We start from the raw sequence: 24,656 nt of genomic DNA, 5'->3' as shown, positions 1-24,656 counted from the left end.
TTATCCCCGCAGCCAGGCGGATCGTTTGGTGTTCAAGGCCAGCCACAGCCGCGCGGCACTGGGTTGCGCTGTCGAGCGATAGATCTTCTGATGATAGACGAACTCATAGGGCCACAGTTCGAGGGTGCGGTTCGCGAAATGCGTCAGGATCCAGGTGATCGCGCCTGTCACAACAATGAAGGCGCCCATCGAGACTGCGACGTTGGCGGTGAAGAGATGAGCGTGCGAGAAGGCCGCGCGGGATAAGAAATACGTGTAGGGATGCACCAGATATAGGCTGTAGCTGACCGTCCCGAAATAGCGAAGGAGCCGGTTGCCGAGCAACAGCGCCGTCAAGCTGTTTCGCGATACCGCGAGGCAGAAGTAAAGAGCGGTTGCCGCAACCAGCAAGGGCACCTCGGCATTCTGGAAATCGGACAAATGATAGTCGTAGTGGCCGCGGGTCGACAGAAAGACGCAGGCTGCGAAGGCCGCGCTCTCGGCAAGGCGGTGGTGACCCCGACTTACCCATTCATATCGGTCGTGGGCGAGGCGGATCAGGCCCCCTGCGACGAAATACAGGGCGATCGGATACCTGGCGATAAAGAGCGCGGCAATGAGGCTTAGGACGACCAGGCCAAGCTTGCTAGGGCGACGAACAGCCACAAACACGAACGCTGCCATAAACACGTAGAACCAGACTTCGAAAGTCAGGCTCCATGCATTCGGAGTGAGCTGCTCGGTGCGGGCGAAAAGATTCAGGAATGTTAATCCAGCCAGAACCGACGTGAGATTGTTGGTTTCGGGATAAAGGTTCGTTGTGGCATTCAGCAGGATGAAAAGCACGCTGAACGCGAAAAACAGAGGGTAGAGGCGCATGAAGCGTCGGGCGGCAAACTCAGTTGGACTGTAGCGCATCGCGCTGGGCAGGATAACGAAGCCACTGATGACGAAGAAAAGACAAACCCCGAAAGTGCCGAAGTTCCAGAACGGCGTGATGCCGTCGACATAGGCCGCATTGGAGGCGTAGACGTGCTCTGCCGTGCCACCCAGGAGATGCGCGAAGAACACCATGAGCGACGCGATGCCGCGCAGCCCATGCGCGGCTATATTGAACGAATTGTCGCCAATTGGCTTCGCGGATGGCTTCGCTGACGCTTCAGCGGTCAAATGCTGGGTATCCGATAGTCTCACAGGGCTGGAATGGGTGGCAGCCATCTTGAGCTTTCAAACCTGACCTTGGCAGATCGTTTCACCCTACAGCAGTCCATGTCTTGCAATCCTTGGGGAAATAGGCGGATACCCCCAGCCCAAAAGTGGGGGGCAGCCAGGAACAATTGACCGGAATGGTTAGGCCTGGGCGGGCTGCGAGAGCCGTCGACGGAAGATCCGGTCGAGACACGCATCAAGATCGTCCAGCGGGCGCGGCATGCCTGATGGCGGTCGGGGCTGTCGCGAGATGAGATGCGCCGCCGCCGCCGGATGTGGACGGTGCCCAACCGCGGCTTGGGCGTTACAAAATCCTTCAGCGGATCGTCGGCCACGCAAACGCGGTTCGCGCACCCGCTGCTCTGCCCAGCTTTTAATCATTTGAAAAGCAGACGGATGCCGCTTGCCGAACCCGGGTCCCTGGCGGCCCGTGCAGACGGTAAGTCAAATGCTGTGAAAATGCGTCCTGCCGGCGCCAGGAATGGCCAGCGGCCCTTCGCCCGCTAGTCCGATTTAAGGCATGGGCTACCCCTTTATTGCGGGCGGGCATCAGCGCGTAGGCGCGTTATACAGGACCAGTATGCCAAGCTACCAAGGTCATAGGCCCAGCCTCGCCGCTGGTGTGATGTTGGACTCGCGGAAACTTCCGGGGTCGGCATCGCAACATGCAGCCCTGGCGGCCCCAGCCTACCGAGCCGACATTGATGGTTTACGCGCCGTCGCTGTCGTTTCGGTTGTGCTGTTCCACGCCGGTTTCACCGTGTTCAGCGGCGGATATGTTGGCGTCGATATCTTCTTTGTCATCTCCGGCTACCTGATAACCCAATTGATCGCCAGGGATTTGCGAGCAGGCGAGTTCTCGGTCTGGCATTTCTATGAGCGGCGTATACGCCGCATTTTTCCGGCGTTGTTCGCCATGCTGGCCGTCTGTACATTGGCATGCGCCTTCATCTTCCTGCCGGATGACTTCAGGCGCTTCGGTCGCAACTCCGTCGCCACGGCCCTCTTCTCGTCCAACATCGGGTTTTGGCTGAAGACCGGTTATTTTGACGGGGAAACTTACGACCAGCCACTCATCCACACCTGGTCACTGGCGGTGGAGGAGCAGTTCTACATCCTGTTTCCGTTGTTTTTGATATCCATCTGGTGGCTGGGAGTTCGCAATGTTCGCATCCTCCTGGCGAGCGTGGCAGGAATTTCGTTCCTCGCGACTGTCATGGTGATGCGGTACGACGTTACTGCCGCCTTTTACCTCACTCCGTTCAGGGCGTGGGAGTTGCTGTTGGGCAGCCTCCTGGCGCTTGGAACCTTCCCGCGCCTCGCCAGGCGCTGGCAGTGCGAGGTGGCGACAGGGGCCGGATTGCTGCTGATCCTTGCTGCCGTGCTGCGTTATTCCGATGTGACTTCATTCCCCGGCGTCGCGGCACTCCTTCCATGCATCGGCGCTGCCCTTGTCATTCACGGAGGAAGTGCTGGGAATTGCTCGGTCACACGACTGATTTCAACAAGGCCGTTCGTCGGCGTGGGTCTGATAAGCTACTCCCTGTATCTTTGGCATTGGCCGCTGATTGTCCTGGTTGGTTATCTGGCAATCGATCAGCTCAGTTCGCTTCAGTCGGCCGCCCTGGTGGCCGCCTCATTCACGCTGGCGTTCATGTCCTGGCGATACATCGAGCGCCCGTTGCGGGTGCCGTCGCGGGTAGCCCGCCCAGTGCCTGTCCTGGCTGGAGGCGCCTTCGCCATCGTCGCCGTGGCCATGACCGGCTCAGTCATCTATCTGGACAATGGCTGGCCGACCCGCTTCTCCAAGGATGTGAATGTGTTGTCCAGCTATGCCTTGTCCGCCAATCCTGAAGCGGATGAATGCGCAAACGTGTCTCTTCAGCTCGCTGCGAATTCCCCCTGTACAATAGGCGCCACCGCGAATGCCCGGATCTTTCTGTGGGGAGATTCTCATGCGGGGGCGATGTTCGGTGCAATGTCGGAGCTGGCCGCGCATGGCGCAAGCACGGTCTACGGCGCGACCCCCCGCTGCCCCCCCCTCATGGGCGTCGGAACGGACCGAAATTGCATCCGAGGAAACGATTTGCGGCTTAGATACGCACTCGGCCACCCGGAGCTGAAGACCGTCATAATCGCTGCCAGATGGTCGCTCTATCTCGAGGGCCGTGCGATCGAACTTGGACCAGCGGAACGAAACGGCAATCTTCCGCAATTGCAGGACCGGGACGGCATTCAATTCGACCGCTTCTCCGTCGAGGCGCGTCACGCGTTCGAAACATCGCTCAGGAGAACCGTGGGTCGGCTCCTGCAAGCCGGGAAAAAGGTGGTCATCGTCTACCCAGTCCCGGAGGTGGGTTATGACGTACCCTCCACGGCTGCCCGGCTCGTGGCGCAGGGCCATGCCCTGCGGGGCCATGCGCTGTCCAGCTTCAGCATACCGGAGAGCCTCTATCGGGAGCGACAGCAGATTGCATTTGGCATTTTGGACAGGCTGGGCCGACATGTCGGCCTCATTCGCGTATATCCGACGCAAGTACTTTGTCCGCAGGACCGGTGTGTTGCCATAATGGATGGGAAGCCGCTGTACTTTGACAGCCACCACCTCAGCATTCCGGGTTCCAGGATACTCGTGCCATTGTTTGAAAGAGCTTTGCGGCGAGGCGCCTGACGCCTCGCCAGGCACTAGAGCAGTTCACCGTTTCACGGAAACGGCAAACCGCTCTAACTCTTTGTTTTGACGCAATTCCCAAGGGAAAGCGCTAGGCGCTTTTCCCGGGAAAACCGTTTCACACTTTTCCTGGGATTGCTTGTCTTATGACTTTTTCTGCCGAACGGGCGAAAAGGGAACCGCCGGGAGAGGGTAGCCGCCCTCCCTCGGCGGCGAGGGTCGGATCGTTGAAATGCAGACCGTTTGACGGGTCGAGCTAGAGTCGGATCGCCCTCGTCTTTCCTTGAGGCCTGAACGGATACCCGCAGTTGGGCTGCGTATGACAAGCACAGGACAAGCGAAAGATGACGAACGATACCATCGGGGTCGATATCTCGAAAGACCATCTCGACGCCCATCGCATCAGCGACGGCGCCAGCCGCCACTTCGCCAACGACGAGGCCGGCCACACTGCATTCGTGAGCTGGCTGAACGGCGTGGGTCCTCGCATCATCTATGAACCGACCGGCCCCTACCACCGGGCCTTCGAGCGAAGGCTGGCGGCGGCAGGCGCAGCACTGGTCAAGGTCAATCCCCGCCAAGCCCGGCGCTTCGCGGAAGCCACCGGCAGGCTCGCCAAGACCGACCGGCTGGACGCCGTCATGCTGGCGCGCATGGGCGCGGTCCTCGACCTCGAGGCGAGACCGGTGCGCAGCCTGATCCTCAACGATCTCAAGGACCTGCACATGGCCCGCGAGGCGCTGGTGAAGAACCGGACAGCGGCCAAGAACAGGGCAAAGACGATCACCCTTCCCATCCTGAAGCGTCACAATGGCGAGCAATTCAGGCAGATCGAACGCCAGATCGGCGCGATCGAAAACGAGATCATCGCCCTCATCAAGGCCGATCCCGATCTCGCCCGCCGTTTCGATATCCTCGTCTCGATCCCGGGCATCTCGGCGATCACCGCCTTCGCGCTCCTGATCGACATGCCCGAACTCGGCATGCTGGGCCAGGGCCAGGCAGCCTCTCTTGCAGGCCTCGCCCCCGTCGCACGCCAGTCCGGGAAGTGGACCGGCCGCGCCTTCATCCGCGGCGGCCGGGCCAATGTCCGCCAGGCGCTTTGCATGCCGGCTCTCGTTGCCATGCGGTTCAATCCCGATCTCACGGCAAAATACGACCGCCTCAAAGCCGGCGGCAAAGCTGCCAAGGTCGCTATCACCGCCATCATGCGAAAGCTGATCGTTCTCGCAAACGCGCTCCTCAGGGACGGCCGGAAATGGCTGCCATCCCCTCCTTGACCAACACGGATACTCTAGCGGAGATGTCGGCGGCCCTGAGCGTCAACGATGGTATTGTCTCCGACATTGGCGCTGATATGCGCGCCGTTGTGGATCAGGCAGTCAGCGCCGATCTGGACGCCCAGCAGCACGGTTGCGCCCATTCCCACGACAGTCCTCGCTCCGACGCTCACTCCGCCGGCGAGGATGGCGCCCGGGGTCAGGTGCGCATTGTCCTGCACGATGCTGTCGTGACAGACGATGCTTCCCTGGTTGATGATGACGTTGTTGCCGATCGTACAGCGCGGACCGATGCTCGCGCCGGCCAGAATATGACAGCCATGTCCAATCCTGGTTGCCTTGGAGACGATCGCGGAAGGGTGGATCACAGGCGGCAGAACGAAGCCCATGGCCAGGGCGCGTTCAAACATCGCCCGCCTCACCTCGCTTGACTGCGCACCCCCGATGCCGATGAAGGCGTAGCGCGTGTCCTCGGCGAGCAAACGCTCCAGGCACTCTTCCGTACCGATCACCGAAATGCCGCCGCAGACGTGCTGCCCAACGGGCAGAGCTTGATCGGTGCAGCCGAGGATGTCGTATCCGGACCCATCGAGCGCATCGATCAAGCAGGCGGCGTGGCCGCCGCCACCGATGATGACGGCCCGTCGCGTGGACCCGGAAGGAAGGACGGGCTGGAACTCGTCCGGTCCTGCCACCATGGCCCCGGACCGGCGGCTGGCTGCCGCGCGCACCTCGGCTTCGCCGATGCGGCCGTTGGAGGGACTGACATCCGCAAGGTCGATCCCGAGCTCGGACGCGGCCTTGCGGGCCTTGGCCGTTATCGCGATCTCGTTGACGCCGACATTGGCCGTGCTGGCCGTTCCGGATGCGGCGTTGGCATTTTCGTCGACGATTTCGCACAGCACCGCGCCGACAGTGACGAAGTCACCGACCTTGCTGTCGAGCCGGCCGATGGTTCCTGCCTCCGGAGCATAAACCTCAACCGCGGCCTTCGTGGTCTCGAGGACAAAGAGAATAGCCCCTTCCTCGACCCTCTCACCCTGCACGACCCTGATTTCGATCAGCTGAAGATTGTCCTCGTTGGCGTTAACCCGCGGGGCTTCGACAAGCACACTCATGAACGCTTAGCCTCTCGTGAACAGATCGACGCAGGCCGCCCGGATGGCGTTCACACCCGGCAGCAGATCGTCCTCCCATTCACGGCTGGAGGGAATGGGGTGATCCGGTCCAGCCAATGCACTGAAGTGCTTGACCCGACCGATCAGGGCTCGGGCGCATTCGGATGCGAAGCCCCAGCCGGGAGTGCCTTCCTCCACGGCGATAACGCGGCTGCAATTGCCGACCTGGCTCACGATATCCTCGACAGGAAATGGCGACAACTGCTCAACGGCCACCACTGCGGTCGCGATTTCCTCCTCTTCAGCGAGCTTGTTTGCGGCCGCAACCGCGTGCTCGACGCAACCCCCATATGTCAGGATCACGATATCTGCATCCGGCGGACATGGGAGCGCGGCCGCGCCGAGCACGGGCCTCGAATACATGACCTTGTTTTCGATGATCAGGTGAGGGGATCGGGAAGCGAAGGCCCGATGCAACAGCGCACCCGGGTCCGCATATTCATGCGTGGCAAGCACTGTAAGGCCGGGCACGCCGCAAAAATGCTTTTCCAGACTTTGCGAGTGCGTCGGCCCGTAGCCGCGCCGTCCACCCATGGGAGCGCGGATAATGATGGGGACTTCAACCTGATCGTTATACATCCAGCGGAACTTGGCAGCGTGATTGATGATCTGGTCGGCGGCAAGGGCGATGAAATCTCCGAACATCAGCTCGACGATCGCAGGCCTGCCTTTGAGGGCCAGTCCCGCCGCCATGCCGACAATGCTACCCTCGCTGATCGGCGTGGTCCAGACCCGATCCTGATAGGCCGAGGAAAGTCCCTTGGTGACTTTGAATGCGCCGCCATAGGGATCGATAATGTCCTCACCCAGGATCACCAGGCGCAGGTTTGCTTCCATGAGATCGTGAAGCGCGCGATTGATCGATTCGACGACACGCATGGGTCAGCCTCGCGCCATGGCAGCCGCGGCGGCGGATTCGACCGCGCGGTCGACGACAGATCGACAAAAGGCATCGATCTCCTCGAAGTTCGCGACGCGCCGGCGCATCGGGGGGATCGGATCCCTGGCTCGAGCTTGCTCAAGGCGCAAGGCTGGCCGAGTGTCATCTCCCTTGCTGTGGGGACCAATCCGTTCGGTTCGCAAGTAGAGCCAGCAGGGGCGGGATTCGGCGCGGACATAGCTTACCGCCTCTTGGGCGAGCTCGCATATCTCGACCGGATCGTTGCCATCATAGGCGAATGTGCGGATACCGAACGGTTCCGCCCTGGCTACGATCGAACCGGAGACGGTCAGATTCTTGGGCGTCGTTTGGGCGATTTCGTTGTCCTCGATCACAAAAAGGACGGGGGCGCCGAAAATGGCGGCGAGGTTCAAGCTCTCGTAAACGGCTCCCTCACCCATCGTGCCATCGCCCAGGAAGACCACCGCGACAGCGCCCTCGTCCTTTCGCGCCAGCGCGCTGCCTACCGCCACGGGCGCTATGCCCCCCTGGATGCCATTTGAGTGGAAGTTGCGAAAACACAGATGCTGACTGCCGCCGCGTCCCCCGCAAATGCCGGTTACACGCCCCATGATCTCCGCGAACAGGCCTTCGACTTCGCCCGAATAGGCAATGAAATGACCATGGCAGCGATGGTTGCTCCAAATAATGTCGCGGTCCCGGTCAAGGGCGTTCACCACCCCCACTGCATTGGCTTCCTGTCCAATGGACGTGTGCGTCGTGCCGAACAGGAGCCCCTGGGAAAAAAGATCGAGCAAGCGCTCCTCGACGAGCCGGATGAGCATCATCTGCTGATAAAGCCGGACCTCGATCGGCAATTCGAACCCGAGCAGCGTATTGCCTGCCTTGGGAAGGGCAAGGTTCTGCAACGCCGAAGTCGTCACGATTCTCAGCTCTCCAAGGGAAGACGCTGGAACGTCTCTGTCTTTCCTGATCGCATGCTCGTTCATCATGCCGCCTCGAGCTGGCGAGCGGCCCCTACCAGGATGGATCGCGTCGTCGTTGCCGCCGCCGTCGTCTCCTCGGTCGTCCAGGACGGATCGACCAGGAAGGCTATGCTTGTTTCCCCGAGCTGCCGCGCAACCGGAAGACGTTCGGGAGGTGCCACGCCGGCATCCGCGAAGGCATGTTCCAGATAGATCTCGGAGCAGCTTCCCGAGAAGCATGGAACGCCTGCCGCATTGATGGCCGCGATCAGCTCGTCACGCGACCATCCCGAGGAGAGCATCTCCGGCTTGATATAGAAATAGCATCGATACCAGGCATGCCGGTGCGCCGGATCGAGCCGGGGCGCGCGCAGCATCGGCAGATCGGCAAGCGTCCTTAGCCAGATGTCGGCATTTTGCTCGCGCTGACGAACCCAGTCGGGCAGGCGTTCGAGTTGCCGCAAGCCGAGCACGGCCTGGATCGATGTCATGCGCCAGTTGGTGCCGATGCTGTCATGCAGCCAGCGAAACCCGGTCGCCCGATGTGGGGCAAAGACCAGATTGTAGTTCTTGCCGTGGTCCTTGAGGCTCCAGGCGGCGAGCCACAATTTCCTGTCGTCCATTGCGACAAGCCCACCCTCACCGCCGGTCGTGATGATCTTGTCCTGGCAGAACGAAAACGCCGCAATGTCTCCGAAGGAGCCGATTGGCCGTCCGTTGTATTCGGCTCCATGCGCCTGGGCGCAATCCTCGATGACCTTGATGCCGCTGCGCTTTGCAAGTGCCATGATCGGCGCCATGTCGCATGGCCACCCGGCGATATGCACGACAATGACGGCCTTTGTTCGCGCCGTTATCTTCGGCGCGATCGTTTCAGCGGAAAGGTTGCCCGAGATCGGATCGACATCGGCGAAAACAGGTGTAGCGCCGGCAAACATGACGCAAGCAGCGGAGGCGACGAAACTGCGGGGCGTCACGATGACCTCGTCGCCGGCGCCGATGTGGAGAATTTTCATGGCAAGATCCAGCGCGAGCGAGCCATTGGCAAGCGCCACTGCATGACGTCGGCCGAGGCTGCGCGCATAGGCTCGTTCGAAGGTCTTCACATGGTCGCCTGTCCAGGCGTTCACCCGGCCCGATCGCAGAACCTCGACCACATCGGCTATCTGCTCTTCGTCATAGATTGGCCAGCGTTTCATCTTGGAACACTCCAGCTAGAACTTAGATGACATTTCTCAAAAGGACGAAGGCCTCGGCCGCCCTCAAATGGACGGCGGTGCCCCTGACAATCGCCAGCGCCCGCAAGGTTTCGATCGAGCGCTCGTGCGGGAAGGCCTTTATCTGCGAGGCGAACATCGACGCGGCCTCGAGTTTGCGGGCGAGCGTCGCTTCGATGTCCATGAAGACGTTCGGCACGAAACTCGGCGTCACATAGGGTGCATTCCAGTTCGTCTCGGACACGGTCTCGTAGGCCATGATCGTCCGCGGGTATTGGGCTTGCACGGGACGAGCCGCTACCAGTGACGACAGGAAGATCAGCTGGTGGTCCATGTGCACATCGCCGACGAAGGGGATAAGCAGCGTGTCCGGCATGACCTCCCGCAACAAGGTCTGCAGCGCCGTGTTGAGGGTCGTGTGCGGCGTCTCGGCGATCTGGGCTGCCGGCAGATCAAGCCAGTGCGTCTGGCGTACGCCCAGACAGGCATGGGCCGCCTTCGCCTCACAGCGAACCCGTTGCGTCATCTCCTCGGTGAAAGCCGGGGGGCAGCCTCGCGTAACCACGGCAACGTGGACTTCCCCGCCTTGTGCAGCCACCCGGGCTATCGTGCCGCCACACCCCAGGACCTCATCGTCCGGATGCGGTGCGATCACCAGAACTCGACCGAGGGTAGGGCTCATGACCGAACCGTCCCGGCGGGCATCGCCTTCACAGCGTGGTCGACATGGCGGCGGTCGACGCGTTCGCCCAACAGTGCGACTTGCACGGTCAGAACCAGTATGCGCAGATCGAGCCACAGGCTGCGGTTGCGCACATACCAGAGGTCAAGCGCCACCTTCTCGCTGTTGGTGAGACGGGTGTTGCCGTTCACCTGTGCCCATCCGGACAAGCCCGGACGAACCGTGCCACGAATACGTCCCAGCTCGCCGAACTCGGCGACAGTGGCTGGGAGCAACGGGCGCGGCCCTATGAAGGCCATGTCGCCCTTGGCTATCGAAAGAAGTTGCGGCAGCTCATCGATGCGTGTGGAGCGCATCAGCCGCGTGGCTGGAGTCTCACGCAAGTGGTCGGGGAGCAGCGCGCCGTCCGCATCTCGCCCCTCATTCATCGTGCGAAACTTGCAGATCACGAAGGGGCGAGCCCCCAGTCCGCTGCGAGACTGGCGGAAAAACAGTGGACGGCCCAGACTCGCCCAGACAATCGCGGCAGCCACGATCCATAGCGGCAGGCTGAGGACCAAAAGCACCACCGAAGCGATCCGGCTGGGCATCGCCCTGCCAATCGGCACTCGCGTGGCCCAGTCGGCGGAACGAGCCATCGGGTTGCTCAGGCCGATCATTGCGTCGGTCCGACCTGGACGGTGGACGGGGTAGCCGCCACGGTCGCGTCCACACGGTTTGCCGTGTCCAAGGCACCGTCCATGCGGTTTATTGACACCAGGATCGTGTCTCCGGCCGCAACCGCGTCGTCGAGGGTCACAACCTTCGTGACGGTCTGGCCATTTACCTTGCGGCGGATCTGGTACGTGAACGCGATGGTGTTGTTGGTGCGTGTCTGCTCCGCGGCCAGGGAGCTCAACAGCAGGATCTGCTCCTCCGTAGACTCGCGAACCGCGATCAGGCGTTCGATTTCAGAGTTGTGGGCTTGAAGATCCGTCAGCGCCGTGTGCGTCCAGATCTGGGTGGCATCGTCCAGGTCACGTTGCAACTGGCTCAACTCTCGGCGCACCGTCGAAGCCTGATTGTAGATTTCAAGCAGATGCGACTGCTGCGTGGTCGCCTCGCGCTCGGCGTTCGAGAGGTCTGTAATTGTGACGAGACCCTTTTTGTTGAGGGCCCTGATGCGATCGAGATCGGCTTGTGCCGAAGCGATCACCGTCTTCTGGATATCGGAAAGCTGTTGAATGTTGGAGAGGGCGACGTTCACTTCGTCGATCCCCGCCGAGAGCTGCTTGCGACGTGTGCTCAGCGCGTGTTGATCCGTTTCAAGGATGCGCTGCTCCGTAGGAAGCAGCGTTGCGATCAGACTGGCATTCATGAGGCCTTTGATCTTGGGTGGCAGATCCAGTTCCGAGATCTTGTCGCTGTTTGCCAATTGAGCTTTGATGCGCGCCGCGGCCATCGCTTCCTTGGCGATCTGCACCACGCTCTCATCGAGGGTTCCGCGCAGCCGGGCGCGCGTAACCACGCGGTCCTCGGCAGTGGCTCCGCCTGTGGATTGGCCGCCGGCAAGTGCCACCGCCTGCTCGACATTCAGTGCTGGCTGGTAGGGAAACGAGCCCGGCGCCTTGACATCCCCAAGGACGAAAATCGGACGGAAGCTAACCACCGCCAAGGAGATCCGGGGATCGTTGAAGAACTGACGCTCGATGAAGGTTTTGCGAATCTGGCCCAGGGCTTCCGGCACCGTCAGGCCGGCGACCTCGAAACTGCCGATCAGCGGAATAATGACGGCGCCATCGCTGGCCACGGTCAGCTGTTCGGCAGGAAGCGAATCGTCAATGAAATCAAACGACACCACGTCGCCGACCGAAAGCTTGTAGTCATCGCTGGCAGCGGCCCAGGCACCAATCTGGGAACCAGCAAGGATCGCTGCAATCGCGAAAACCGCAATCCGTGCGTGCCTCAACGCTTTCCCGATGAACGTACTGGTCCAGGCGCCTGTCGGCCGCCCGCTCCACCCAGCATAGCAATAAAACCCCATAGCAGCCCGCCACACAAATTTCCTGTGAAAGACCCTAGCGACACCTGCGCGAGCACAATGAGTCATACCTTTGGTGGAGCGCTGATAACCTTCGGTCTCGTGCCCACCCAATTTGGCTAACTGGATGTGAGCCGCAACCAACGTATGGTGCGGCTGGGTACTGTCGGCCGATTGAACGCTTCCTCGTGGCGTAGCGTTGCAGACAGCTGGGAAGCTTCCGTGCACACGAGTGTTCTTCACACTATAACCGGTCTCAACGTCGGCGGTGCCGAGATCATGCTTGCCCGTTTTCTGGGCAAGCTCGACCAAGATCGCTTCTCGTCTTCGGTTCTATCCCTGCTTTCTCCCGGACCGTTGGCTGCACAGGTGGAGCATACAAAATCCAAGGTCATGTCGCTGGACATGGCGGAACGGCCGCGTCCAGGCGATGTCGTTCGGCTGACACGGTCGATAAGCAGGGCGGCGCCCGATCTCCTCCATGGCTGGATGTATCATGGCAACGTCGCGGCAATGCTCGGCTCGGTGCTCGGGCTCAATTTTTCACCGGTAATCTGGAGCATCCACCACACAATTCGCGATCTCGCCGACGAGAAACCGTTGACGCGCCAGCTGATCCGGCTTTCAGCCTGTCTGTCGAGCCGCACCAGCGCGATCTCATATTGCTCACGCGTCGCCGCCGACGATCACGAGCGTCTCGGCTTTGATCCGCGCCGCAGGGTGGTTATTCCGAACGGGACTGATTGTGATCAGTTTTCTCCCTCCGCCGACGCCGGCACGAAACTGCGCCGCCTGTTCGGCTTGCCGCCCGGACGGTTGATAATCGGACATGTGGCACGGTTTCATCCCATGAAGGACCAGGTCAGCCTGGTCCGCGCCATCAGCCGTCTGTTGGCGCTGGGGCACGACGTTCAAGGCGTGTTTATCGGAGACGGACATGCCGACGGCCCGGTGCGGCGCGCCGCCCGCGAGCTCGGCATAGACGACCGCATTACAACGCCGGGCATCCGCGGTGACATCGCCGACCTCATGCCGGGCTTCGATGTCTACGCGCTTTGCTCGGCTTGGGGTGAGGCCTTTTCCCTTGCCGTGGGCGAGGCGATGGCGAGTGGCGTACCGGCGGTGGTTACTGAGGTCGGCGACTCCGGCTGGCTGGTCGGCGACAGTGGGGTGGTCGTTCCGCCGGGGGATAGTGACGCACTGGCCGCGGGATTGATCAGGCTCGTCACCCTTGAGCCGGCCGACCGCGACGCTTTGGGTCAACAAGCCCGTCGCCGCGTCATGGAGAACTTCTCTCTTCCGCTTTACGTCGGTCGGCACCTGGAACTCTACGAAGCGGCCCTGGCGCGGCGTCGCCATATTCCGGATCGATAGGAGCGATTGGTGGTTGTTGTGCATATGAATGGCCGAGATCATGCGCCGTCCGCCACGGACAATGCGACGCGCCGCAAGCGGATCGTCGTGGTGGCGAGCCTGACGCGTTCGCTTGTCAACTTTCGCATCGAGCTGCTGAAAGCCATGGTCGCTTCAGGGCATGAGGTCATCACGCTGGCCCCGGATGCGGATGAACAGGCGATCGCCAGGCTCCAGGAAATTGGCGTGGCTTTCCGGCAAATTCCGATGGCCAGGGCAGGTACAAATCCGCTGGCCGATCTGCGAACGCTCAAGGCGCTTTACAGGCTGATGCGCCGCTTGGCCCCGGACATCGTCCTGGCCTACACGATGAAGCCGATCATCTATGGTGGGCTGGCTGCCCGCCTTGCCGGAGTACCTCGGCGGTTTGCACTCTTTACCGGGTTCGGGTTCATATTCAGCGGCAGCATGACGGGACTGCGCGCAGCTGTTCTGCGCCGGTTGAGCATTGGTCTCTACCGCTCGGCTCTTGTCGGCTGCGAGGCTGTTTTCGCCTACAACGATGCCGACGCTTCCGACATCAGACGCTATGGGATGGTCTCCGCGACGACGCCGGTGATCATGGTTCCAGGTTCAGGAGTGGACCTGACGCTGTTTGCCGCCAGCCGTCCACCGTCGGGACCTCCCGTCTTCCTTCTGATTGCCCGCCTGCTTCGCGAGAAAGGAATTGCCGAGTTTGCCGCCGCCGCGCGCATCCTGAAGACCAGGTACCGCACCGCCCGTTTCCAGATTCTCGGGCCGTTCGATCCCAGCCCGCTCTCCATCTCGAAGGCCGAAATGGACGCGTGGACCAGGGAAGGCGCCGTGGAATATCTCGGCGAAACACACGATGTCGGCCCCTATCTGACCGCATCCACGGTGTTTGTGTTGCCTTCCTACTACCGCGAGGGCATCCCCCGCAGCGCATTGGAAGCCTTGTCGACGGGCCGGCCAATAATCACGACCAACGCGCCTGGCTGTCAGGAAACGGTCATCGACGGCGAGAACGGTTTTCGGGTCGAGCCACGAGACGTGGATGCTCTCGCCTCGGCGCAGCGGGCTTTTCTTGAAGATGAGCATCTCGCCGCAAAAATGGGCGCCAATTCGAGAAAGCTCGCGGAAGAACGCTTCGACGTTCACAAGGTGAACCACACCTTGCTCGAGGCTATGGGAATATAGCCGGTCGAGCGCGATCGGCTGCGCGGCCATCGACAGTCAAACCGACAATCAAGCGGGGAAATACCGCTTTATCTGCTGCCGTCTCAGATAGGCTTTCCGCAAGGCACCACGGGCCAGTTGGAAAGGGTCGACCCGATTCAACACCCAGCCGATCGATGGGCCGCCGGCGAACCGCAGGCGCTCGACAACCTGGGAAAGAGCCTCTTGCGTGGTGCTGTCGCATGCGGCCACGACCACGATGGTGTCCACCGAGGCAGCAATCCTGATTGCGTCTTCGACAAAGAGCACGGGCGGTGCATCGATGATCACCACGTCGTACTCGAGCCGGAATGCCTCCAGCAACTTGGCGAGTTGGCTGGAGTTGAGAAATTCAGGCGAGGTGTGATCGTCGGCGGATGGCGCCAGCACATCCAGTTGCGGAATTTCAGGCAGCGTCTGGACGATTTCCGCCAGAGCGCAATCACCGTTCAGATAGTCGTTGAGTGTCTTGCTGGCGGAGCCAAGCCTCATGGCGCCGTGGAGGCTGCGGGTCCGCAGGTCCAGATCGATCAGCGCTGTCAGGGCGCCGTCCATCCCAGCTGCCATGGCAAGGCCCATGGCCGTCGTTGTCTTGCCTTCCTGCGGTAAGCCGGAGCTGACCAGGATAATATGTTTGCCTCGCCCACCGTTCATCCGGGTGCAGGCACCGTAAAGCGATCGGAACGCGTCGGAAAAAGCCGACCGCGGTTGCGACAGCAAGGTTTCAAGAGGCGGCAGCGCGCGTTGCAGGAACTTCTGTGGCAACTGCGGAATTGACGCCAGAAGGGGAGCGCGGATCAGCTTCGATACCCGTCGCGGATCCCGCACCCGCACATCCATGCTTTCGAGGGTCAGCACAAGGATCAAGGCCAGGACAAGCGATGCGGTGAAACCGCCCGCAACCATCAAACGAAGCTTGGGAAAGGAAGGACTCGTCGGGATCTCCGCCGCGGAGACGGTGCGCACACCAGGCGCGACCGCTTCGGAAAACGGATCGAGGCTGCCGAGCCTGCCGGACACGAGGTCGTAGAGCTTTTGCTCGGTTGTCAGGTTGTTGTTCAGCTCACGCAGCTTTGCTTCCGCCAGGCTCCTTTGGCGCAGTTCTTCGTTGGAAGCCTCCAGGCTCTTGGTGAGCTGGTCCACCCGGCCCTCGTCGACACGCACGTCATTTTCCAGGATGGCAATCGTCCGCAGCATCTCTTGGGAAATCATCGCACGGACGGCCGCGATCTTTGCATCGGCCTCCTGGACCAACGGATGATTTCGACCGTAATTACTGGCCAGTTGCGCGCGGTCCCTCATCGCGGTCGCTTCGTCGTTGCGCAGCGACGTGAGAAAATCCGACGAGAGCAGGGGATCGACGTTGGCCCCCGTGTCGCCGGTCTTGGCCGCAAGCCTGACCTGGGCGAGGCGCGCTTGCGCTTGCGTGTACTCACCCCTCGCGGTGCTGAGCTGCTCGTTGGCCTGCTGGATCGAGGCGCGCAGCAGATCATCGCGCGGATCGCTGGAGACGCCATGTTCATTCGCGTATTTGGCGATCTGGCCTTCGATCGCGGCAATCCGTGACGCAACCTCGGTCGATTGCTGTCTCAAAAAGCCGACGGCGTCCTTGATGTCCTGCCGCTTGTTGTCACGAGACCATTCCACGAACAGCCTGGCCGTTGCATTGGCTATCTTGGCCGCGGTCGCTGCGTCGTCGTTGACGAACGAGATCGTCATCGCCGCGCTTTCGCCGGAACGGTCAACCGACAGGCTCGCCAGATACAACGAAATCGCCCGGTCCTGCTGAACAGCCTTGGGCGGGAGAGACGTATCCTGCGGGTTGCCGCCGGTGACAAGGGCGAACATCTTCTGCGGTATCGAGGCGATCAAGCCGACGGCTTGTGACAGCACTCCGGTGCCCGAAGTCCCACTGGCTGCGGCTGGCGGCAGATAGGTGTTGAAGTCAGGATCCTCGATGAGGTCGAGCCTGTCGACAACCAGGCTGGCAAATACCCGAGAGGTGATCAGATCCGCCTCGGTGTCCATCCGCGACTTGTCGGGCTGCTGGTTCGGCTGCGCCTGCGCGGTATCGAGAGGATTGGGGTTGTCGGTTTCGACAACGATCATGGAACGAGCCGTATACGTCTTGGGAAGTTCGAGGGCGGCGACAAGCGCAAGAGCGGTGCCGGCAATGATGAGCGCAATGATCAAGGGGAGGCGTCTGCGGAAAAGATTGTAGAGCTCACGAACGCCGAATGTTCGTTCCTCCGATGGCTCGGGCGAATCCTGAAGGAATGGTCCCAGTCGGTTCCACACGCTGTTTTCGTCTATCAAGCTCACAGATCACGCCCCTTAGATTTATCCTCGCCGGTCTCACCGGTCTTCCAAAAAGCCGAGTTTCGAGACCGAACCCAAGCGACAGGTTTTTAGCATGGATGCGCGGGCGCGAGCGCGTTCAAGAGACTTAGTCGCGGCAAGGGTATTATCCGAAAGGATAGCGTGGTTAGCCGGGGGCCCATCTTGGCAGATACACCGAACTGCATGTCCATGAGGCTGGTGAAAAGAAGCCTTCAAGTAGATCAGGAGTGAGGATGAATCACGCCGGGACTCCTCGCGGGTACTGGGCAAAGCCCGACCGCAGGCCGGCTGCCCCGCCTGTGCCAAAGGTGACTGGGAGAATCGCGCTCTGGTTGGCTGCCGCGTCCGTCTTCCTCGCTCCCTTCAACATCCTGCGTGTCGACACATTCTACTTTACCGCCAGCGACGCCTTCGCTCTGGCGGCTGTCTTGGCGATGATGCTCGGGAAATCCTTTCCGCTTGCCCCCTTGGCTGCAGGGACGCTTCTGTGGAACACCGGGATCGCGCTGTTGTGTGGCATGTTGCTGCTGAGCAGCCTTGTCGTCGGAGATCCAGCGCGAGGTTTCGTCATCTCGGCGCAATATCTGTACGCCTACTTTCTTCTGGCCTTCATGCTCGCATCGCGCCCCTGGGCCGAAACCGTTGTCTTGATAAAAGCGTTCACCTGCTCGATCGCCTTGATGTGCGTGCAGGGAATAGTGGTGATCGACGTCCTCAAGGGACAAGGCTCGAGTTTCGTCAGCGGCAATGGCCGTTTTATCGGCTGGGTCGAACGCGAGAACGAGTGTGCGACGCTGATTGCACTCGCGGTTCCCCTGTTGTTGTGGATGGTGGCCTCGGGATGCGCGCGGCCTCGCTGGGCCTGGATAGGAGTGCCGCTCTTTGCGTATGGCATTGTTCTGACCGGATCCAATACAGGCCTGATTGGTCTCGTCTTCGCGCTTACCATCTTCGTTGCCATGACCGGCTCGTGGCGCCGTATCATCTTGCTGGCGGGATCGTCGTTGGCCACGTTCTTTATCGTCATCACGTGGGGCCGCGACTTCCTGCCAGCCGTTTTCCAACGCCGTGTGCTGAACGCGTTGCAAAATGGCGACATTGACGAGGCGGGTACGTTTGCGGACCGCATGCGGCTTATCCAGGAGGCCATTGGCAAAGCGGACAAAAATTCTCTGCTTGGCATCGGTGCCGACCAGTATCGACTGGTCAGCGAGTTGCATGCTCCGGTCCACAACACCTATCTCTTGATATGGGTCGAGGCGGGGCTGCCTGGGTTGATCGGCTTTCTGCTCATGCTGGTCGCCGGCATAGTCGTCGGGATGCTCGCTGCGCGGCTTCGCGAAGGACGAATAGCCGCCATTTGCACGCTTGCGACGGTCCTCCTCTTCGCGGCCTTGGCCAACGCGCTGCCGCACCTCTATGGTCGTTTCTTTATTGTGCCCCTGCTGCTTGGGATCGCGCCCAGTGTTGCGATTTTGCGTGACGGCCCGGCTCCAAAATCGGTCGCCCGCTTCCTTCGTCGTGCTCGCTCCGAGCGGGTTCGTTTGCAGCCCCAACGCAGACCGGCCTGAGGCCACGCCAACTGGGCTTGCCAACCTTAAGGCCCAATCGACACTGACGGAAGACCTGGATCAGGATCTGCAAGAGCGACGTGCGGAAACTACTGGCCCGATGGTGATGCTTCCGGGGAGATAAAACGAGCGAGGGCGAACACGCCGTCGACAAAGTCTTCCCCCTGGATAAGCCGACCCACAACCCAACGTCCCTGAGCATCCTGGCTATCGATGAGTTGACGTACCTTCGAACTCAGTTCGTCAGCGCTCAACTCATCCGCGGCGCTGATCCACAGCTGTTGATGGGGAACTGTCAAGCCACGCTTGGCAAGCTCCAGCCGGGCGAAAACCGGCTCGATCTCGGCACCGGTTTTCATGCCGTAATGTTGCCAGAGGTTCTTGTAATCGAAGGTCACCTTGCCACCATCATCGATGTAAAGCGGCCGATTGGTGTTGAGTTCGTAGAAACGTGCCCATTTGCCATCGGGCAGGCGCGCCGCTTTCAGCCAGGTGGCCGCCGACACTGCCGCGTCAAGCAACCGCGCATCCTTGTCTTGTTCGCTCAACTCGATCAGGTAGTCGATATTGCCGGCGGTTTCGCGCGAGACGACGCCAGGCGGCTCGAACTTGCGGCCCCATACTGGCTGCATCGAACGATCGTAACCCTGAGCCCAGCCCTGTTGTGGCTCAGGCAGCTGGGCCGCAAGGAGAAAATCACCGACCTTCTGCGCTGTCTTGAGATATGCGGGATCTCGATATGTGCGGTAGGCGTTGAGAAAGAGACGACCCATATCGCGAGGAAGATTGTCATTGACGATGAAGTAGGGCGGACTGTCAGGCTTCTGCCATTCGTGAGGCCAACTGGCGGGTATACTCGCCTTGGCTGCTGTCTCTACGTCGGCACCAGGCGCGGATCCTGTGAAGAAGACTGGAAAGGCCCCATTCGGGTACTGCACTTTCATCAGCCGGCGGAGCGCCTTGTCGATGCAGGTACGGACGTCCGGATCCGAACCGCCGCTCGCCCGGTCGAACCACATCAGAAAATTCAGCACGCTCTGTGTGTTGTTGTCGTCGAGTACGGTCTCGTTGCGATGCGGATTGTCCTTGATATCGTGACAAGACTTCCCGCTCACCTTCAGTGCGCGGTAGCACCATGTCGCCGCCTTTTGCGGGTCGGTCTCGATCTTGTAAAACCATCCGCCGGACTCCAGCTGCGTATTCACCAGGGCCGTTGCAACGACCTGGGCAGACTGAAGCCATTGCTTGTCGCCGGTAACTTCGAAAATGCGCAGGAAGGCAGCTCCGACGGCCGGCGTGCCTGGCGGCTGCACCCAGCCAACGCTCGCGGGCACGGCACCGCCTTCGCCCACCCTTTTCAGGCCATCAAGCGAATATTTCCATACATAGGTTCCCGCTACACCGAGATGATCGCGGAAGTAGGTGCCCGCGCGCTCGATCGCGCGCCGCGCCTCGGCCGCGGTCGGTTGAGGTTCTCCGGCGAGTGCGGTACCGCACGACAACGCGACAGCCAGAACCAAGGCGATATGTCTTGGCACGGCAGCGCTCCCGCCGGGCATCAAGCGGCAGCGTCGCGTGGAGGCATGGCTGCCTTGGCCGAACCGCGTATCACATGAGGCACGAAGGACGCCGAGGAGGCCGCCGCGGGTTTTGCATCCCCTCTCCGGTAGCTGGGGAGCAGCTCGGCAACAAGGTCTAACACTCCCGCGGTGTCGCCAGCCCTGGCCAGGCGGCGCAATTGCGAAAATGCCTTGCGAAGCGTGTCAAGCGGCACCGGGTTGGGCACGGCGCCCAAGACCCCGGAGATCGGAACGTCGACACGTCTTTCCCTCTCGTCAAAAAGCTCCTCGAACAGCTTTTCTCCAGGCCTGCAACCAACAATCTCGATCTTGATGTCTTCGTCCGGCCGATACCCCGCGAGCTTGATCATGCGGCGCGCCATGTCGATGATCTTGATCGGCGCGCCCATGTCGAGAACGAAGATTTCGCCTTGGCCAAGTTTCTTTTCCAAGCCGTGGGCCGATGCCTGCAAGGTCAGCTCGACCGCCTCCCTTATCGTCATGAAGAAGCGCTTCATCTCCATATCGGTCACGGTCAGCGGACCGCCGCGGGCGAGCTGGCGCTTGAACAGCGGGATCAGCGACCCGCTTGAACCCAGAACATTGCCGAAGCGAACAGTCATGAAGCGGACCGGGGTTTCGCTCGCGACAAAAGCGAGGTCCAGGGACTGGCAATAAAGTTCGGCCAAACGCTTGGTGGCGCCCATGACGTTTGTCGTGTTGACCACCTTGTCCGTCGATATCTGGACCATTGCCTTGGCACCGCAGAGACGGGTCGCTTCCGCCACGTTCATCGTACCGATGACGTTGGTAAGAATGCCCTCGCAGGGATTCAACTCGACCATCGGCACATGTTTGAGCGCCGCCGCATGGAAGACCAGGTCGATGCTATGCCGTTGGAAGATCTCGCCCAGGCGAACTGCGTCGCGTACGTCACAGATATATGGCTTCCGGCTCACCCCCGGGAATTTCTCCGCCAGCTCCAGATCGATAGCGTAGAGATTGTACTCGCTGTTATCGATCAGGATCACTTCTGCAGGACCGAGCGCGGCGATCTGCTGTGTAAGCTCGCCACCGATCGAGCCTCCGGCGCCGGTGACGACGACGCGGCTGTTCTCGATCATTCTGGACAGCGCGCCCTTATCAAGCACCGCCTGCGGCCTCTCCAGCAGGTCGGTAAGTTCGATGGGGCGCAGTTCGAAGCGACTCTCGTGTTTGGGATTGCGCAGTTCAAGGACAGGGGCAGGGCGAGAAACAGCGATGCCCAGCCGTTCGGCCCGGTCGATCAGCGTGTCGAGCGCTGGGTCGACGAGACCAGGCATCCTTTCGGTGAAGATCACGTGCCTGGGCTTGATGCCGCGAGCCTCAAGATCGCTGACGACGGCGTCGAAGTCTTCAATGCTACCCAGAACCGGCACGCCCCGCAGGAAATAGCCCTCTGTCGTCGCGCCCCTCTCGAGCAGGCCGACTGGCCAGTGGCGAGCATCCTGGTCCCGCTGCAAGGCACGAATGTAGAGGTCCGCCGCATCGCTTGCGCCGACCAGCAACACCGGTACCATATCGCGTCCATTGCCTGCTCTACTCGCTGCCGGACCAAATCGGCGGACCTCGAGGAGCTTGGAGCGGATCCGAACCGAAATGAGCATCGGCACCAGCAAGAGTGCCTCGATCACGATCACCGAGCGGGGAATTGAATCGAGCCGTGTCGCTACAAACATCACGAACACGAATGCCAGCGATGCAACGAGCACCGCGCGAACGATGCCGAACATGTCGCCGATTGACGCGTAGCGCCAGTTGCGGGTGTAGAGGCAAGTCACCGGAAAGACGATGGCACAGGTGAGAAAGAAGCAAGGCAGCGCGAAGAGCAGTGACTGGAAGCTCTCAGGATTGTTGACTTCGCCATCGAGGCCCAACCGCATGAAAGAAGCGAATGACAGCGCCGCGAGAGCCATCGACAGATCGATGACGTAGAGGGGAAGATTCTTGCCAACGGCCTTGGTGCGCCCGGTCAGACGTCGACGGAAATATGAAAGGACATGAAGGATTGTCCGCGGTTTGCTGACAAGACGGCCTAGAGCGATTGCGGAGGCTATCAAAAGGGATGGCCCCCCGAGCGGACCGACTGTTTCCAGTGGTTGATCTAACTGGCTCATTACCAGGACCTCGACAAAGCTTCGCCGCCGCGCGTCAAGAGAGCGCGTTAAGATGAACGGCTGTTGAGTTCGCGGACACAAATCCACACGTGCCAACTCTTGTTCATTCAAGAACAAGCTGGCCCGAGCTCACCTGTCTCCGAGGCTAACGACTTTATAGTTGCTATGGAAAGCCTTGCGGACTTCCGGCGCAACACCTGCTTTTGTGCATGAAGCAACTACCCCAGGTCGCAAGAGAGACTTTAGCGGGCTCAATCCAAAGAGGTACTTCCGCCAGCCTGGCCCAGCCAGCCCGACAGGTCGCGCTGCACCAGCGCACCCAACTTCTCGACATCGTCCGCATAAAAATTGACAAGTCGGGATCGCAGCCTCGGGGTAAACGGCGGATAGGCAATCTGGCCGGCCAGGGCGCCCCGTGCGGCCGCGAAAACTGAACTGTCCCTGAAGGGACGAACCAGCGGCTTCAATGGTTTCATGATCTTGCGCAGCCGCGGCCCAATCATTGGTTCCCTGCGGTCTTTCACCTTTTTCGCCACGGGCAGCGCCGTTTCGGCCGCGGGGAGGCCCAGAAACTGCCTGACCTTGCTCAAATGCTCCACGGGCCTTGCCACCATCTCCTCGAAAAAGAGAACCAGCACCCGATCCTTTGGATAGAGATCGAGATAAGCCTGCAGCTGCGCGCAGTAGAGGCCGCCGACAAGAAAGCGGCCCAGGGAGCCCATGCCTGCATCGAGATAGGAATCTATGTCACGACCGACTTCGCCGCGGCGATAGAGCATGCAATAGTCTGAATAGGCCCGTTCAACCGGGTTGCGGAGCTGTACGATCAGCCTGACATGCGGCAGCAGGTCGTGAACCCTCTGAGGAGCCGAGGGGGTATCCAGGTAGGAATTCGACTTTTCGCCTACGAGTTGTCCGGCTTGAATCTCCGGAAACTGGCTGAAGTACCAGTCGTCACCTCGATCATAGAAGCGGCTGAAATAGTGCAACTCGGGATCTGGCATGCAGACGGCCGGATCTGCCTGCAGAGATTGCTGCAGCCACGTCGTGGCACTTTTTGCCGCGCCGATGATAAGAAAGTCGATGTCTTGCGCCTGCATTCGTCAAACCCTTATGTGCCCATCTTGACTTGCAACGTCACGCGCCAGGCCGATGCCGCGAAGGGCAGTGAAGCACCCCTTCGTAGATTTCCGTGACACTTTCGACATGCCGGTCGGTGCCGTAGGAGACGAAGGCCTGGTCTCGTGCTGTCTGGCTGATCCTGGTCCAAAGGAGCGGGTCCGAGAGCAACCGCCATAGCGGCTGCATGAACCCCCCGGTGTCTTCGGGGGCGACCAGGAACCCTGTCTGGCCATTCTCGATCGCCTCCGGATTGCCCCCATGATCGGTCGCAACCACCGGCGTACCAAGAAACATCGCCTCGATCAGGGTCCTTCCAAAAGGCTCTCCAACGGCGGGAACGACGAGAACATCCGTGGCCGCCAGGAAAGGCTCGATCGGGCTGCGAAAGCCCATGAGGCGAACCGTTCGACCGAGCCCGCGCTCGGCGCACCGTGCCATGGCGGCGGCTTCAAAATCCAGCGAGCCAGCCGGCGAAATCCCGAACACGCAACCGACAATCGGGATTTGAGGATACTCGCGCGCGAAACGTTCAATGATGTCGATGAAGAGAAGGGGGCGCTTTCGCTCGATCAGGCCGCCGATGAAGCTCAGGACTCGTGTGCCCGGCTCGAGGCCAAGCTCATCCAGGAGCGCGGCCTTGGCGGCGGCCCTGTCAGGAATTGCCGATGGGTGATCGAAGGGGCTGTGGATGACGCTCAATCGTCCATTCAGGGACCTGATCGGATGTTTCGGCCGCGAAAATCGGGACACTGTCACCATACGATCCGCGATCAGCGGCCCAAGAACATTGGCGCCTTTCGCATCGGGATCGCCGCGATGATGCCAAACCAGCCGTGCGCCCGCCAGCCGTGCGGCAATGCCCCAGTTGACATGCGTTCTGCCATCGTTGGTATGAACGATGTCGAACCGTTGCTCCCTGATGAAACGGCGCATGCAGGGGAGCGTGTTGGTCAGGTAGTTTGCGATGTCGCCTAGGGTCGCTCCTTTCGCCGGCAGCGTTTTCGACAGCGGGAGCCCCGTGAAAGGTTGGCCTTGTCGCTGCAGAAAGGTCGCCAGGGGGCCGGTGGGCTCCTGCAGCACCAAGACCGGCTCGACCCTCGATCTGTCCAGATTCTGGATAAGCTTCAGTGCCGAGATGTGGCTGCCCCCGACATCGTCACCGACAAATGGAAAGCAAACCCGTATCGGCTCCTGGCCAGGCCCATCGCTCATCGCCC

18 protein-coding genes are annotated in these 24,656 nt (G+C 60.8%); 5 read left to right on the top strand and 13 right to left on the bottom strand.

Annotation, left to right across the window (positions count from 1 at the left end; genetic code table 11):
• Complete coding sequence (locus AC56QP_RS09455; protein ID WP_489859950.1) at positions 1-1,149, bottom strand: acyltransferase family protein; 1,149 nt, start codon at positions 1,147-1,149, stop codon at positions 1-3.
• A 775-nt stretch (positions 1,150-1,924) separates the two neighbouring features.
• On the opposite strand from AC56QP_RS09455, the gene AC56QP_RS09450 reads away from it, so the two are divergent.
• Both AC56QP_RS09450 and AC56QP_RS09445 read left to right on the top strand, forming a co-directional pair.
• A complete protein-coding gene (locus tag AC56QP_RS09450; protein ID WP_497103984.1) occupies positions 1,925-3,859 on the top strand; it encodes an acyltransferase family protein in 1,935 nt (644 codons plus the stop codon).
• A 344-nt stretch (positions 3,860-4,203) separates the two neighbouring features.
• The gene (locus AC56QP_RS09445) at positions 4,204-5,139 is read left to right on the top strand and encodes an IS110 family transposase (protein WP_489859952.1); all 936 of its coding nucleotides are present in this window, start codon (positions 4,204-4,206) and stop codon (positions 5,137-5,139) included.
• 14 nt (positions 5,140-5,153) lie between these two features.
• Here AC56QP_RS09445 and AC56QP_RS09440 read toward each other — a convergent pair whose 3' ends face one another.
• From AC56QP_RS09440 to AC56QP_RS09410, 7 genes are read right to left on the bottom strand one after another with little or no spacing between them, the layout of a single operon-like run.
• Positions 5,154-6,251, bottom strand: coding sequence for a NeuD/PglB/VioB family sugar acetyltransferase (locus AC56QP_RS09440; RefSeq protein WP_497100592.1), 1,098 nt, complete (start codon positions 6,249-6,251; stop codon positions 5,154-5,156).
• Between the two features lie 12 nt (positions 6,252-6,263).
• Positions 6,264-7,196 (bottom strand): alpha-ketoacid dehydrogenase subunit beta, encoded by a 933-nt coding sequence (locus AC56QP_RS09435; protein ID WP_489859954.1) that lies wholly within the window; start codon positions 7,194-7,196, stop codon positions 6,264-6,266.
• Positions 7,197-7,199: 3 nt separating this feature from the next.
• Positions 7,200-8,210, bottom strand: coding sequence for a thiamine pyrophosphate-dependent dehydrogenase E1 component subunit alpha (locus tag AC56QP_RS09430; RefSeq protein WP_497100593.1), 1,011 nt, complete (start codon positions 8,208-8,210; stop codon positions 7,200-7,202).
• Complete coding sequence (locus AC56QP_RS09425) at positions 8,207-9,382, bottom strand: DegT/DnrJ/EryC1/StrS family aminotransferase (protein WP_489859957.1); 1,176 nt, start codon at positions 9,380-9,382, stop codon at positions 8,207-8,209. The genes AC56QP_RS09430 and AC56QP_RS09425 overlap by 4 nt, the downstream gene beginning before the upstream one ends.
• Before the next feature lie 22 nt (positions 9,383-9,404).
• Positions 9,405-10,082 (bottom strand): PIG-L deacetylase family protein, encoded by a 678-nt coding sequence (locus tag AC56QP_RS09420; RefSeq protein WP_489859958.1) that lies wholly within the window; start codon positions 10,080-10,082, stop codon positions 9,405-9,407.
• Positions 10,079-10,741, bottom strand: coding sequence for a sugar transferase (locus AC56QP_RS09415; RefSeq protein WP_489859959.1), 663 nt, complete (start codon positions 10,739-10,741; stop codon positions 10,079-10,081). Before AC56QP_RS09415 ends, AC56QP_RS09420 begins: the two co-directional genes overlap by 4 nt.
• A complete protein-coding gene (locus tag AC56QP_RS09410) occupies positions 10,738-12,030 on the bottom strand; it encodes a polysaccharide biosynthesis/export family protein (protein ID WP_489859960.1) in 1,293 nt (430 codons plus the stop codon). Before AC56QP_RS09410 ends, AC56QP_RS09415 begins: the two co-directional genes overlap by 4 nt.
• Positions 12,031-12,324: 294 nt before the next feature.
• Here AC56QP_RS09410 and AC56QP_RS09405 point away from each other — a divergent pair, with 294 nt between their 5' ends.
• Both AC56QP_RS09405 and AC56QP_RS09400 read left to right on the top strand, forming a co-directional pair.
• Complete coding sequence (locus tag AC56QP_RS09405; RefSeq protein ID WP_489859961.1) at positions 12,325-13,476, top strand: glycosyltransferase; 1,152 nt, start codon at positions 12,325-12,327, stop codon at positions 13,474-13,476.
• A gap of 24 nt (positions 13,477-13,500) precedes the next feature.
• Positions 13,501-14,673, top strand: a complete 1,173-nt coding sequence (locus tag AC56QP_RS09400; protein WP_489863643.1) for a glycosyltransferase family 4 protein — start codon at positions 13,501-13,503, stop codon at positions 14,671-14,673.
• A 48-nt stretch (positions 14,674-14,721) separates the two neighbouring features.
• Here AC56QP_RS09400 and AC56QP_RS09395 read toward each other — a convergent pair whose 3' ends face one another.
• A complete protein-coding gene (locus AC56QP_RS09395; RefSeq protein WP_489859962.1) occupies positions 14,722-17,013 on the bottom strand; it encodes a GumC family protein in 2,292 nt (763 codons plus the stop codon).
• Positions 17,014-17,363: 350 nt separating this feature from the next.
• Between AC56QP_RS09395 and AC56QP_RS09390 the strand changes: the two genes are divergently transcribed.
• The gene (locus AC56QP_RS09390; RefSeq protein WP_489859963.1) at positions 17,364-18,602 is read left to right on the top strand and encodes an O-antigen ligase family protein; all 1,239 of its coding nucleotides are present in this window, start codon (positions 17,364-17,366) and stop codon (positions 18,600-18,602) included.
• 89 nt (positions 18,603-18,691) lie between these two features.
• Here AC56QP_RS09390 and AC56QP_RS09385 read toward each other — a convergent pair whose 3' ends face one another.
• The 4 genes from AC56QP_RS09385 to AC56QP_RS09370 all read right to left on the bottom strand — a co-directional run bounded on the left by AC56QP_RS09385 (position 18,692) and on the right by AC56QP_RS09370 (position 24,651).
• Positions 18,692-20,140, bottom strand: coding sequence for a hypothetical protein (locus AC56QP_RS09385; protein WP_497100594.1), 1,449 nt, complete (start codon positions 20,138-20,140; stop codon positions 18,692-18,694).
• Between the two features lie 20 nt (positions 20,141-20,160).
• The gene (locus tag AC56QP_RS09380) at positions 20,161-22,428 is read right to left on the bottom strand and encodes a polysaccharide biosynthesis protein (protein ID WP_497100595.1); all 2,268 of its coding nucleotides are present in this window, start codon (positions 22,426-22,428) and stop codon (positions 20,161-20,163) included.
• A gap of 140 nt (positions 22,429-22,568) precedes the next feature.
• Positions 22,569-23,417, bottom strand: coding sequence for a sulfotransferase family protein (locus AC56QP_RS09375; protein WP_489859966.1), 849 nt, complete (start codon positions 23,415-23,417; stop codon positions 22,569-22,571).
• A gap of 37 nt (positions 23,418-23,454) precedes the next feature.
• Positions 23,455-24,651: a glycosyltransferase family 4 protein gene (locus tag AC56QP_RS09370; protein WP_489859967.1), complete on the bottom strand. Its 1,197-nt coding sequence runs from the start codon at positions 24,649-24,651 to the stop codon at positions 23,455-23,457.
• Positions 24,652-24,656: the final 5 nt, after the last annotated feature.

Source organism: Mesorhizobium sp. RCAM 05104 (assembly GCF_059683645.1).
The sequence above is the reverse complement of the archived record's forward strand: the minus strand, read 5'-3'. Positions and strand labels throughout refer to the sequence as shown.